Source organism: Pantoea sp. ANP04 (assembly GCF_041982285.1).
Lineage (GTDB): Bacteria > Pseudomonadota > Gammaproteobacteria > Enterobacterales > Enterobacteriaceae > Pantoea > Pantoea eucalypti.
The window spans coordinates 216,161-229,073 of the sequence record NZ_JAUTYS010000005.1; the positions used below are offsets into that span (position 1 = coordinate 216,161).

Genomic DNA, 12,913 nt, shown 5'->3' on the forward strand with positions numbered 1-12,913 from the left:
CTCCTCAGCCCCGGGCGACTTTTTTCTCAGGGGTAAAATCGTTGGCGACCGCTTCACCGTGCGCCTGAACCACCCGCGGCTGAGGCACCAGGGGAACCTGCAGATCCAGATGCGGGAACAGCAGTTCGCCAACGCGATACGCCTCTTCCAGATGCGGATACCCCGACAGGATAAAGGTCTCGATGCCCAGCGCTTCATACTCCCTGATACGTGCGGCAACCGTCGGACCATCGCCGACCAGCGCCGTACCGGCTCCGCTGCGCACCAGGCCCACGCCGGCCCACAGGTTCGGGCTGATTTCGAGCTTGTCCCGTCGACCGCCGTGCAGGGCGGCCATCCGGCGCTGACCCACAGAATCAGCCCGCTGGAACGCTGCCTGTGCTTTCGCGATAGTGGCGTCTTCGACATTGGCAATCAGCCGGTCAGCGGCCTGCCAGGCTTCTTCATTGGTTTCACGCACAATCACATGCAGACGGATGCCGAAGCGGACGGTGCGTCCCTGAGCAGCGGCTTTGGCGCGCACCTGGTCAATCTTCTCTTTGACCTGTGCAGGCGGCTCACCCCAGGTGAGATAAACATCGACCTGTTCGGCCGCCAGCTCCTGGGCCGGTTCAGAAGAGCCACCGAACCAGAGTGGCGGACGAGGCTGCTGCACCGGTTTAAACATCAGACGCGCGCCGCGAACCTTCACGTGCCTGCCTTCATAATCGACGGTTTCGCCTTCCAGCACCCGACGCCAGACACGGGTAAACTCGGCAGACTCTGCGTAACGCTCACGGTGATCCAGGAACACACCGTCGCCCGCCAGCTCTTCCGGATCGCCGCCGGTCACCAGATTGAACAGCGCGCGGCCATTGGAGAGCCGATCCAGAGTGGCAGCCTGACGCGCCGCCTGAGTCGGTGAAATCACGCCGGGGCGCAGCGCCACCAGGAAGCGCAGACGCTGAGTGACCGGAATCAGCGAGGCGGCAACCAGCCAGGCATCTTCGCATGAACGGCCGGTCGGGATTAATACGCCACCGAAGCCGAGGCGGTCGGCGGCCTGTGCCACCTGTTGCAGATAGGCGTGATCAACCGGTCGCGCCCCTTCGGCAGTACCAAGATAGTGGCCGTCGCCATGCGTCGGCAGAAACCAGAAAATGGATACGCTCATTATTGTTGCTCCTTATTGCGTTACGGTATGCGGTTGCCAGATGCGATCCTGAATCGTCACTTTTACGGGCAACAGATGATTGGCATAGAACAGGTCAGCGGTGCGCTGCTGAGCCGCAGCGGTTTCAGCGCTCACCGGTGAAATCCGGGTTGGTGGCCGATGGCTGAGATAGCTGGCGATAACCGGCTCAGGCAGACCCATTGCCTGCGCCAGCAGTGTGGTGCTCTGCTGACGCTGGCTGATTGTCAGCGCATCGGCCGCGCTAAAGGTATCGAGAACCTGCTGGATAAAGGCGCCATGGGCTTCGGCATAGCTGCGGGTCGCTAAATAGAATGAGCCAGTCAGATTAAGTGCGCTGCCATCAGTCAGCAGACGCGAATGACCCTGCAACAGCACCGAGGAGTAGTAGGGGTCCCAGATTGCCCAGGCATCAACATCTCCCTGCTGGAAGGCGGCGCGCGCATCGGCGGGTGTCAGATAAACCGGTGTAATATCTTTAAAACTCAGGCCCGCCTGCTGTAAGGCGCGAAGCAGTAAATTGTGCGAGCTGGAGCCTTTCTGGAATGCGACCTTTTTCCCTTTCAGGTCTGCGACCTGTTTCAGAGGACTCTCTTTTGGGACCAGAATCACTTCTGCTTTGGGCTTTGGCGGCTCGGAGCCGACATAAAGCAGATCCGCGCCAGCGGCCTGGGCAAACAATGGCGGAAGGTCACCGGTGCTGCCGAGGTCAATACTGTTGATGTTCAGCGCTTCCAGCATTTGTGGACCCGCCGGAAACTCGATCCACTTAATCTGAGTATGGGGAAAACGCTTCTCCAGTAACTGATGTGATTTTGCCAGCACCATGCTGACTGAACCTTTCTGATAGCCGATACGAATCTCAGCCGGATCGGATTCGGCGGCCTGAACCAGAGGGGCGATGAGTAAAAGGCCTGCCACCAGCCACTTTCCAACTATTTGCTTCATCGAACTCTTCCTTATACCGCTTGTGCAACGGGGTGGTGGTGACGGGTCAGCGCCAGCCAGAACGCAGTGACGGCTTCATCCAGACGCTGTGACAGTGAATCCTGTAAAACCGGCTGACGATCGTAGTGGGTAATCTGGCTGTCCTCGGCATAAACACCGTGCAGGATCTCCTGCGCCTTTAAGGCGTTAAGAACCGGTTTCAGGGCGTAATCCAGCGCCAGCATGTGGCCGACACTGCCGCCGCTGGCCAGCGGCAACACAACCTTGTGCTCGAGTGCACGTTCAGGTAGCAAATCGAGCAGGGTTTTCAGCGCGCCTGAAAAGGACGCCTTATAAACAGGTGTCGCCACGATCAGGCCATCAGCAGACGCGAGGTCTTCACGGAGGGCCAGGAGTGCGGGTGCATCAAAACGTGCATTGATCAGATCGTCAGGCTGAAAGTTGTGAATATTCCAGGGAATGACTTCAATGCCACGCGCTTCCAGCTTGTGCTGACACAGCGTCAGTAATGAAGTCGAGCGGGAAGGAAATCGTGGGCTGCCAGCCAGCGTAATAACGCGCATCATCACTCCTTATAACTAAAAGTTATTGATTATCTAAAGTTGAGAACTAATGGCTTCATACTGTCAGAGCTACGGAGTGGGCTTAAATGATTTATCCGGCAAAGTAAGGGTGAAAAATGCAAATAGAAGACGCCGCTGCAGAAGGTAACGCATAAGCTTCCGATAATTCTTAATTTAGGTTCCGGCAGGCGGTGAATTGATTAAGGAGTTTGATACGAGATGGTCAAAACGGGGGAGGGTGCTGAAAAAAATCGTTTTCGTCTGATTGCTTAATCAATCTTCCTGAGAATCATACAGCGTTAAAGCGAAGCGGTGAGCATAACAGCCCCTCTGAGCGGCACAGAATCTGCCTGTCTGCGGAAGCCCCTGCCTGAAGCTAAGATTAATCGCAGAAAGAAAACTGCAATGAAAATGAAGTAATGGTGAAGTTATTCACTATTACAGATGTTCTCTTACACATTCCTGAACATGGTTACGTCTGCTTTGCCGGGCTATTTTAAATCGATCATCAACGGTTTTGACATTTACGCGGACTATAGATGCACTTTCATTAACAGTGATTTTCACAGGAAACGTTAAGATAATTTTTACGACTGGTCTTTATTCGCATTACCGGTTTAAGATAATCAGGCCAAATGAAAGCTATCATAATAATAGCGCATTACTCTTTTCGACGTTTCGCCTCTGGTCAGGACCTGCATCTGGCAGGTGACGCGTATTGTCTTTTTTCTAACAGCAGAGAATTGCCTATGTCTGACACTCTATTATCTGTAATTATTCCAACTTACAATGTTGAAAAATATATTGTGGAGTGCGTCGATTCATTATTACGTCAGGTTAAAGCGCCCAATGAAATACTCATTGTGAATGATGGTTCCACCGATGGAACATTAGCCTTACTTGAACAGAATTATGCGCATCTTCCTCAGGTGAAAATAATTACCACTGAAAATGGAGGCGCCGGTCAGGCCCGGGATGTGGGCATTGCACAGGCGAAGGGACAGTTTCTCTTTTTCTGTGATCCGGACGACGTCGTGGCGGACGGCCTGGTGGCCGAGCTGGCCAGGGTGGCGGAAACGCATCCTGAAACGGACCTGTTCTGTTTTAAATCGTGTGTATTCCGCGATGGTCAGATTGACATCACTTCACCAAAAGTGAGGCACGAACTCTTTGGCCAGCAAAAGCCACAGGAGGTCCTGCTGGCGCTGCTGCGTAATGGCAGCTATACCTCGGCGGCCTGGAGTTATGTCATCAGCAAACGCGTTATTGAGCAGCATAAATTGCGCTTTGTTAAACGTGTTCATGAAGACCACAATTTTACCCTTTCCTGTTTTATGAAAAGTCAGCAGGCCTGGGTCAGTCATCAGGTCTATTATAAACAGCGTATTCGCAACGGTTCACTGACCAACAGTACTAAAAGCAATGAGTTTTTCCATCAGCGCTATGACGCTTTTATGCATGCCTACAACACGTTAACCGGATCGATGGTTAAATCAGCATGGCGTGACACCCTGGAAAAAGCCTATTTAGTTCACTCGTTTCGTCTGATGATCTATTTATCACTCTACAATCGAACACCTGTTCCTGAATATGTGCTGAATGCTATTCGCTTTTTGGGGCGTAATGTTAAAGCAGAGAGCTTTAAAGAGCGGTTATTGTTTAATCGTCCTGAACTGTTTATTGCGCTGCAGCATTACAAAGTCAAAAAAGAGTTGAAAAACGCGGCCTGATCACAAAAAACAGCCTGATTCTGAAAAATGTGAAGCGATATTGTTTATGCCTTAGCGAAATGAGAAGGTGAGACATGCAATGTGTATAAGGTTGTTGCGTCATGGCAAAAGTTCTTGATAAAAGTCTGATTATTAATATTTTCTCCCTGCTGGCCTATCGTGGTGCGTCGTTTCTTTTTCCGCTGGCGACGCTGCCCTATCTTGCCCGTGTTCTGGGTGTAGAGCAGATGGGTACGCTGGCACTGGCGATCGCCTGTGTGCTCTATTGCAGTACCATCTCTGACTGGGGATTCAATGTCTTTACCACCAAAGATATTGCTCACCATCGTGATGACAAAGAACGCGTCACTCAGCTTTTCTGGTCAACATTTAACGCCAAGCTGATGCTGCTGGTGGTGACCAGCGGCACGCTGCTGACCGCGACCTGGTTCAATCCTGCCTGGCATCCGTTGTTCTTTATCATCCTGGCGAACTGCACCACGCTGATAGGCTCGTTGTTTTCATTTGGCTGGCTGATGCAGGGCTTTGAGAAGTTGGGTAAGACGGCAATGATCGCTACCTTCGGGAACTTCTGTGCGATTCCACTGACCTTTTTACTGGTAAAATCCCCGCAGGATACCTGGCTGGCTGCCCTGATCCCTGGCACTGTCTCCATCATCAGTGCAGCGATTACGCTGAAGTTTGTGCTGGAGATGAAGGTCATTGGTCGCTACCGTTTTGAACCGCGTGAAATCAAACAGCGCATCACCGACAGCATGGATGTCTTTATCGCCATTGCTGGTGCCAATCTGTTTAACAGCGTCAACGTCGTGATTCTTGCCTCCTTTACCTCCACCTATATGGTGGGTATCTATAACGGTGCGGATCGTCTGCGTAAAGCCGCTAACTCTGTGCCAGAGCAGATTGGCAGCGCCTTCTTCCCGCGCGTCAGTCATCTGTTTGGCCGGGATAAACGGGCTGCCATTGCAGCGACGCGCAAAAGCCTGCTGCTGTCGTTTTCCCTGAGTCTGTCGATTGTGATCTTTACCTGGTTCTTTGCTGACCTGGTGGTTTCAATCTTACTGGGTAAGGACTTTATTCCGTCGGCGGATGTGCTGCGTGTCTTTGTGCTCTGCTTCCTGTTTGGCAACATTGCTTATCCGGCCGGATTACAGATTCTGATTCCACATGGTTTAGCGCGTCAGCGTATGTGGGTGATGATGGCCGCGGGTGTGATTAACGTGCCGCTGTGCTGTTTCCTGGCGTGGAAGTTTGGTGCGATCGGGGCCGCATGGTCGATGGTCGGGGCAGAAGCGTTCGTCTGCATCGGTATTTTTGGCATCATGCAGCGTCACGGGATCCTCCGGGAATATCTGTTCCCCTCGCAGGTGGAAAATCACCCCGTAAACGATTCCGCTGCGTAAGATCAAGGGATTTTCAGTTAACTTCCCACCACCCCGCAGTTCGATTTACTTTTGCGCCAGAGCACTTTACCATTCTGGCGCACATTTTCCCGTGCACCGACTTCCACGATCGCTTCCGTCCTTCAGGAGAGTGCATGTTTTATCCTATCGTCCGACCGGCGCTGTTTAAACTCGACCCCGAACGCGCACACGAACTCACCTTTCAGCAACTACGCTTTATGAGCGGCACGCCACTTGAGATGTTCTATCGCCAGACTCTGCCGTCGCGTCCGGTTACCTGTATGGGACTGACCTTTAAGAACGCCCTGGGCCTGGCCGCCGGGCTGGATAAGAACGCAGAGTGTATTGATGCGTTTGCCGCGATGGGCTTTGGTTTTGTTGAAGTCGGTACCGTCACGCCGCGCCCTCAGGCGGGTAATGATAAGCCACGCATGTTTCGGCTGGTGGAAGCAGGCGGAATTATCAATCGGATGGGATTTAATAATCTGGGTGTCGATCATCTGGTTGAAAACGTGAAAAAAGCGCGTTTTAACGGCGTGCTGGGAATCAATATCGGTAAAAATAAAGATACGCCAGTCGAGCAGGGCAAAGATGATTATCTGATCTGCATGGAGAAGGTCTATGCCCACGCCGGTTATATCGCCATCAATATTTCCTCCCCTAACACGCCAGGTTTGCGTTCGCTGCAATATGGCGAGGCGCTGGATGATCTGCTCTCCTCAATCAAACAAAAACAAAAAGAGCTGGAACAGCGTCACCTTAAATATGTTCCGCTGGCCGTGAAAATTGCGCCCGATCTCTCGGAAGAGGAGTTAATTCAGGTCGCAGACAGTTTAATTCGTCATCAGATTGATGGTGTTATTGCCTGCAATACCACCCTCGATCGTTCGCTGGTTAGTGGACTCAAATATGCTGAGGAAGCAGGCGGATTAAGTGGCCGGCCAGTTCAGTCCCGGAGCACAGCGGTTATCCAGCGCCTCTCTCAGGAACTGCAGGGACGCCTGCCGATTATTGGCGTTGGTGGCATTGATTCTTTAACGGCCGCACGTGAAAAAATCGCCGCCGGGGCAACATTAGTTCAGATTTATTCAGGTTTTATTTATCAGGGACCGGGCTTAATTAAAGATATCGTTACCAATATCTAAGACAATTCTCACAATGACGGGCCGGGGGCTTTATTTATCCCCTCGGCTCGTTTATATTTTGTCCTGTTGCACGCTTTTTCAGCTTTTCCTTATGTTTCTTTTTCGCTGAATTCTGCGTGATTTTTGGCGCAGCGGTAAATACAGGGCACACGATGAAAATTAAACCCGATGATAACTGGCGTTGGTATTTTGACAGCAGCCACGATCGAATGATGCTCGACCTGGCCGACGGTATGCTGTTTCGTTCCCGCTATTCCCGCAAAATGCTCACGCCGGACGCTTTCGCTGAATCGGGCTTTTGTGTCGATGACGCTGCTCTTTATTACACGTTTGAAGAGACCTGCCGTCATTGCAAACTCAGTGGCAGTCACCGTGCTGAGTTGGTGTTAAACGCACTGGTCGCTGCCCGCTTTCTCAAACCCCTGATGCCTAAAAGCTGGCATTTCACCTCATATGCCCCGGCCATGCAGCCTCGTCCTGGCGAAATGGTACAGGTTACGCTGGCTGAAGAGGGAACACAGGCACGTCTGCTGGTGGTTGAAAGTGGTGATAATGCGGCGCTCTGTCTGCTGGCGCAGCAAGGTCTCACGCTGGCGGGAAAAAACATGGTGCTCGGCGATGCCATCAAAGTGATGAACGATCGCCTGCAGCCCTGGCATGAGGACGTTGCTGCACCTTTCGCCCGCGCTGTCTGATCATCTCAGTTCAACATCGCCCGCCGGAATACAGCTACAGCTTAACAGTGTGCCGTCCTGACGCAGGGCACTCTGTTTCAGCGCCTTCACCTCACCTGCGACCAGATTCAGCTTGCAACTGCCACAGAGACCTGCACGACAGGAATAGGGTATGCGAAAGCCCTGCATCTCCAGTTGATCCAGTAACACCTGCTGATTATCCCCGGTGAATGTCTGACCCTGATAAGTAATGTTCACGGTTTCAGGCGCCTGTTTTTCTGGTTTCAACGTTTCAACCACTTCACCCGCCCCATACCTGCGCGATGCATGACGTTTCAGGACAATCATTTCATCACCCGCACGCACCACGCCGCTGCTACGCGCCACTAAGTTCAGGCCGAAATCGATGTCACCACTGCCATCCTGAGCGGTACGAAAAGTCTGCAACGTCGCCAGCGGATGACCGGTGGGATGCTTAACGCCGGTCTCGGTGCTGACCGTGGTGAGCACACAGCGACTGCAGGGCTTTGGCACCTCGAATATCACGTCGCCAATCTGAATTTCTGCCCAGCTATCTTCATCCCATGCGGCAGCACCGCTGACGACCAGATTCGGACGAAACTGTTCGGCTCGGACGCTGGCCGGGCAGCGTTGTTGCAGATCATGCAGCGACGCGTTGTTGATCAGCAAAAACGGAAAGCCATCGGCAAAGCTAAGCGGAATGTGATCAAACTTTTTGACCCGACGGCTGGGTTGTGGCCCGACCCAGCGCAACTGAACGTCGCGCGGGAAGAACTGGCTCAGCCACTGATTTATCGCAAGGGGCGCTATGCGCGCGGTAAAATGATTACCCCAGACTTCGGTGGGATGATCCTGCTCATCGAAATCGCTGAAGCGGATCAGGGACTGACTCCCATCTGGCGCCGCCAACAGCAGGCCATCCGGCAGAATCGCGGGCGTAAAGCGCACCATCTCCGGGTGCTGGCGGGCGGTAATAAAGGTGCCATCAGGTTCGGTCACCATAAACAGACGATCAAACGCCAGTCCGCTGTCAGTGACCAGCGCGTGTGATAACGCTAATCCCCGCATCGACTTCACAGGATGAATAAATAAGCGGGAAAGCGTGATCATGGTGTTCTCCTTGAACCCGACGCGCGACACAAAAGAAGCTAACTTTATGACATAGGTCTCCGATTCGCTATAATGCGCGACAATTTTCTCAAGAGTTAAAAAGTGACGATATGAATTCTCTGTTTGCCAGCACGGCGCGTGGGCTCGAAGAGCTGTTAAAAAGTGAGCTGGACGCGCTGGGCGCGCAGGATTTGCAAGTGGTGCAGGGAGGCGTTCACTACGAAGCCGACGATCGCGCCATGTACCAAAGTCTGATGTGGAGTCGTTTAGCATCACGCATCCTGTTGCCGCTGGGAGAGTTTGGCGTCTACAGCGATCTTGATCTCTATCTGGGTGTACAGAGCGTGGACTGGCCGACGATGTTCGGCAGCGACAAAACGTTTGTCGTGCATTTCAGCGGCACCAACGACTCGATTCGTAATAGCCAGTTTGGCGCGCTGAAAGTGAAAGATGCCATCGTGGACAGCTTTACCCGTCAAAACCTCGAGCGGCCGAATGTCGATCGTGAGCAGGCGGATATCCGTGTCAACGTCTGGCTGAATGACGATCGTGCCAGTATTGCGCTGGATCTCAGCGGCAGTTCGCTGCATCAGCGCGGCTATCGGCAGCAAACCGGTCAGGCACCGTTGAAAGAGACGCTGGCCGCAGCGATTGTGCTGCGTTCTGGCTGGGAGCCGACCACGCCGCTGATCGATCCGATGTGTGGTTCCGGTACGCTGCTGATTGAAGCCGCACTGATCGCCTGCGATCGCGCACCAGGCCTGCTGCGCAAGCACTGGGGCTTCACCGCCTGGAGCCAGTTTAATGCGGCTCTGTGGCAGGACGTGAAAGCCGAGGCGCAGGCGCGTGCCCGTGCGGGCACCGCCGCCACCCAGGCGCGCTTCTTTGGCTATGATAATAATGGCCGCGTGCTGGAGTGGGCGCAGTCGAATGCCCGTCGCGCAGGCGTTTATGAACTCTTTACCTTTGCTCAACAGGACCTGCTGAAGCTGACCAATCCGGTCGATCCGGCTGTGCATGGCACGGTGCTGAGCAATCCGCCTTACGGTGAACGTCTGGAGAGCGAACCCGCCCTCATTGCGCTGCACAGCCAGCTTGGACGTCTGATGAAGCAGCATTTTGGCGGCTGGAATCTGTCGCTGTTCAGCGCCTCGCCTGAACTGCTGAGCTGCCTGCAACTGCGTGCCGACCGCCAGTTCAAAGCGAAAAACGGTCCGCTGGATTGCGTTCAGAAAAATTATCAGCTGGCGGTCAACAGCCATGAAAGCGCCGGTCAGATTGCGGAAGATTACGCGAACCGTCTGCGTAAAAATGTGAAAAAGCTGGAGAAGTGGGCGCGTCAGGAAGGCATTGAATGCTACCGCATTTATGACGCCGATCTGCCAGACTACAACGTCGCTGTCGATCGCTATGGCGACTGGGTGATTATCCAGGAATATGCGCCACCGAAAACGATCGATCCGAACAAAGCGCGTCAGCGCCTGTTCGATGTGATCAGCGCGACCCTGAGCGTACTGGAACTGCCTGCCGACCGTCTGATTATGAAAACGCGTGAGCGTCAGAAAGGCAAAGCGCAGTATCAGAAGCTCAGCGAAAAGGGCGACTATTTCGAAGTTAAAGAGTTTAATGCGCATTTCTGGGTGAATCTGACCGACTATCTCGATACCGGCCTGTTCCTCGATCACCGCATTGCCCGTAAAATGCTCGGCCAGATGAGCCAGGGCAAAGATTTCCTGAACCTGTTTGCCTATACCGGCACCGCCAGTGTGCATGCCGGTCTGGGTGGGGCGCGTTCGACCACCACGGTAGATATGTCGCGGACCTATCTGGAGTGGGCGGAGCGCAACCTGCGTCTTAACGGACTGACCGGGCGTCAGCACCGCCTGATGCAGGCAGACTGCCTGAGCTGGCTGAATGAGAGTGACGAGAATTTTGACCTGATCTTTATCGATCCGCCAACCTTCTCCAACTCAAAACGTATGGAAGAGAGCTTTGACGTTCAGCGCGATCATATGATGCTGATGCGTAACCTGAAGCGCCTGCTGCGACGCGGCGGCACCATCATGTTCTCCAATAACAAACGCGGTTTCAAAATGGACATGGATGGCCTGAAAGCACTGGGCCTGCAGGCGCAGGATATTACCCAGAAAACACAGTCACAGGACTTCGCGCGTAACCGTCAAATTCACAACTGCTGGCTGATCACTCACGCCGGTAAGGAATAAGATTACATGTCATTAATCAGTATCCACGGCGCTTATCTCTCCTTCAGCGATGCGCCGCTGCTAGACAACACCGAACTGCACATTGAAGAGAACGAACGCGTCTGTCTGGTGGGCCGTAACGGTGCAGGTAAATCCACACTGATGAAAATCATCAACGGCGAACAGCCGCTGGATGATGGCCGCATTATTTATGAAACCGATCTGGTGGTTGCGCGTCTGCAACAGGATCCACCGCGTAACATCACCGGTTCGGTCTATGACTTCGTGGCTGAGGGCGTTGAAGAGCAGGCTGAGCATCTGAAAGCCTATCACGCCATTTCCCATGTGGTGATGGACGATCCAAGCGATAAAAACCTCAATGAGATGGCGCGTCTGCAGACTATTCTCGACCATCAGAATTTGTGGCAGCTGGAAAGTCGCATCCATGACGTGCTGGAGCAGATTGGTCTGCAGCCCGATACCGAACTGTCGTCGCTCTCTGGCGGCTGGCTGCGTAAAGCGGCGCTGGGCCGTGCGCTGGTCAGTAACCCGCGCGTGCTGATGCTGGATGAGCCAACCAACCACCTCGATATTGAAACCATCGACTGGCTGGAAACGTTCCTGAAGAACTTCACCGGCAGCATCATCTTTATTTCGCATGACCGTTCGTTTATCCGCAACATGGCGACACGTATCGTCGATCTCGACCGCGGCAAGCTGGTCTCCTGGCCGGGCAACTACGATCTCTATCTGGAAGGCAAAGAAGAAGCCTTGCGCGTTGAAGAGATGCAGAACGCAGAATTCGACCGCAAGCTTGCGCAGGAAGAGGTGTGGATCCGTCAGGGCATCAAAGCCCGTCGTACACGTAACGAAGGCCGTGTGCGTGCGCTGAAAGCGCTGCGTCGTGAGCATTCGGAACGTCGCGAAGTCATGGGCAAAGCCAACATGCAGGTGGGCGAAGCGTCCCGCTCCGGCAAAATTGTGTTTGAGCTGGAACATGTCGACTACGCGGTCGACGGCAAAGTGCTGGTGAAGGATTTCTCAACCCAGGTTCAGCGTGGCGACAAAATTGCGCTCATTGGACCGAACGGTTGCGGTAAAACCACCTTACTGCGTCTGATGCTGCAGCAATTAAAAGCGGATCATGGCCGCGTGCATTCCGGCACCAAGCTGGAAGTGGCCTACTTTGACCAGCATCGCGCTGAACTGGATCCGGATCGCACCGTGATGGACAACCTGGCCGAAGGCAAGCAGGAAGTGCTGGTTAACGGCAAACCGCGCCACGTGCTGGGCTATCTGCAGGACTTCCTGTTCCATCCTAAACGTGCCATGACGCCGGTGCGCGCACTTTCGGGTGGTGAACGTAACCGCCTGTTGCTGGCGCGTCTGTTCCTGCGTCCCAGCAACCTGATGATTCTGGATGAACCAACAAACGACCTCGACGTCGAAACGCTGGAACTACTGGAAGAGCTGATTGATGGTTATCAGGGCACCGTCTTACTGGTCAGTCACGATCGTCAGTTCGTCGACAATACCGTCACTGAGTGCTGGATTTTTGAAGGCAACGGCGAAATCGGCACCTTTGTGGGCGGTTATCACGATGCTCAGCAGCAGCGCGCCGCCTACCGTCAGCACAGAGCTGCCACACCCGCAAAAGCGACGGCTAATACCGCTAAGCCTGCCGCAGAGAAGAGTGATGCGAAGCGTAACGTAAATAAACTCAGCTACAACCTGGCGCGAGAGCTGGAACAGTTGCCGCAAAAACTGGAGCAGCTGGAGGCGCGCATCGGCGAACTGCAGGCGAAGATGAGTCACCCGGACTTCTTCAGTCAGGCACACGATCAGACACAGTCGGTGCTGGATAATCTGGCGCAGGCTGAGCAGGAGCTGGAAACCGCTTTTGCGCGCTGGGAAGAGCTTGAGTCACTGAAAAACGGCGCGTAG

Annotated in this window: 10 protein-coding genes; 6 read left to right on the forward strand and 4 right to left on the reverse strand. The window is 53.7% G+C overall.

The features are described 5' to 3' along the window. Positions 1–4: 4 nt before the first annotated feature. From ssuD to ssuE, 3 genes are read right to left on the reverse strand one after another with little or no spacing between them, the layout of a single operon-like run. Positions 5–1,153, reverse strand: coding sequence for an FMNH2-dependent alkanesulfonate monooxygenase (gene ssuD / locus Q7C21_RS09550; protein ID WP_375150649.1), 1,149 nt, complete (start codon positions 1,151–1,153; stop codon positions 5–7). 12 nt (positions 1,154–1,165) lie between these two features. Further along, the gene (locus tag Q7C21_RS09555; RefSeq protein WP_039660948.1) at positions 1,166–2,119 is read right to left on the reverse strand and encodes a sulfonate ABC transporter substrate-binding protein; all 954 of its coding nucleotides are present in this window, start codon (positions 2,117–2,119) and stop codon (positions 1,166–1,168) included. An 11-nt stretch (positions 2,120–2,130) separates the two neighbouring features. Next, positions 2,131–2,682, reverse strand: coding sequence for an NADPH-dependent FMN reductase (gene ssuE / locus Q7C21_RS09560; RefSeq protein ID WP_008925864.1), 552 nt, complete (start codon positions 2,680–2,682; stop codon positions 2,131–2,133). Positions 2,683–3,431: 749 nt separating this feature from the next. Between ssuE and Q7C21_RS09565 the strand changes: the two genes are divergently transcribed. The 4 genes from Q7C21_RS09565 (at position 3,432) to Q7C21_RS09580 (ending at position 7,655) form a co-directional block, all read left to right on the forward strand. Next, on the forward strand, positions 3,432–4,412 hold the full coding sequence (locus tag Q7C21_RS09565) for a glycosyltransferase family 2 protein (protein WP_008925865.1): 981 nt from the start codon (positions 3,432–3,434) through the stop codon (positions 4,410–4,412). Positions 4,413–4,513: 101 nt separating this feature from the next. Further along, the gene (locus Q7C21_RS09570) at positions 4,514–5,815 is read left to right on the forward strand and encodes a flippase (protein ID WP_039660951.1); all 1,302 of its coding nucleotides are present in this window, start codon (positions 4,514–4,516) and stop codon (positions 5,813–5,815) included. Positions 5,816–5,949: 134 nt separating this feature from the next. Further along, positions 5,950–6,960, forward strand: coding sequence for a quinone-dependent dihydroorotate dehydrogenase (pyrD, locus tag Q7C21_RS09575; RefSeq protein ID WP_008925867.1), 1,011 nt, complete (start codon positions 5,950–5,952; stop codon positions 6,958–6,960). A 152-nt stretch (positions 6,961–7,112) separates the two neighbouring features. Continuing rightward, positions 7,113–7,655 carry a cell division protein ZapC gene (locus tag Q7C21_RS09580; RefSeq protein ID WP_008925868.1) on the forward strand — a complete coding sequence of 181 codons (543 nt, stop codon included), beginning with the start codon at positions 7,113–7,115 and terminating at the stop codon, positions 7,653–7,655. On the opposite strand, the gene Q7C21_RS09585 is transcribed toward Q7C21_RS09580, so the two are convergent. Next, positions 7,656–8,765, reverse strand: coding sequence for a YcbX family protein (locus Q7C21_RS09585; protein WP_008925869.1), 1,110 nt, complete (start codon positions 8,763–8,765; stop codon positions 7,656–7,658). A gap of 110 nt (positions 8,766–8,875) precedes the next feature. On the opposite strand from Q7C21_RS09585, the gene rlmKL reads away from it, so the two are divergent. Further along, the gene (rlmKL, locus tag Q7C21_RS09590) at positions 8,876–10,990 is read left to right on the forward strand and encodes a bifunctional 23S rRNA (guanine(2069)-N(7))-methyltransferase RlmK/23S rRNA (guanine(2445)-N(2))-methyltransferase RlmL (RefSeq protein ID WP_008925870.1); all 2,115 of its coding nucleotides are present in this window, start codon (positions 8,876–8,878) and stop codon (positions 10,988–10,990) included. Between the two features lie 6 nt (positions 10,991–10,996). Further along, positions 10,997–12,913 carry an ABC transporter ATP-binding protein gene (locus tag Q7C21_RS09595; protein WP_375150650.1) on the forward strand — a complete coding sequence of 639 codons (1,917 nt, stop codon included), beginning with the start codon at positions 10,997–10,999 and terminating at the stop codon, positions 12,911–12,913.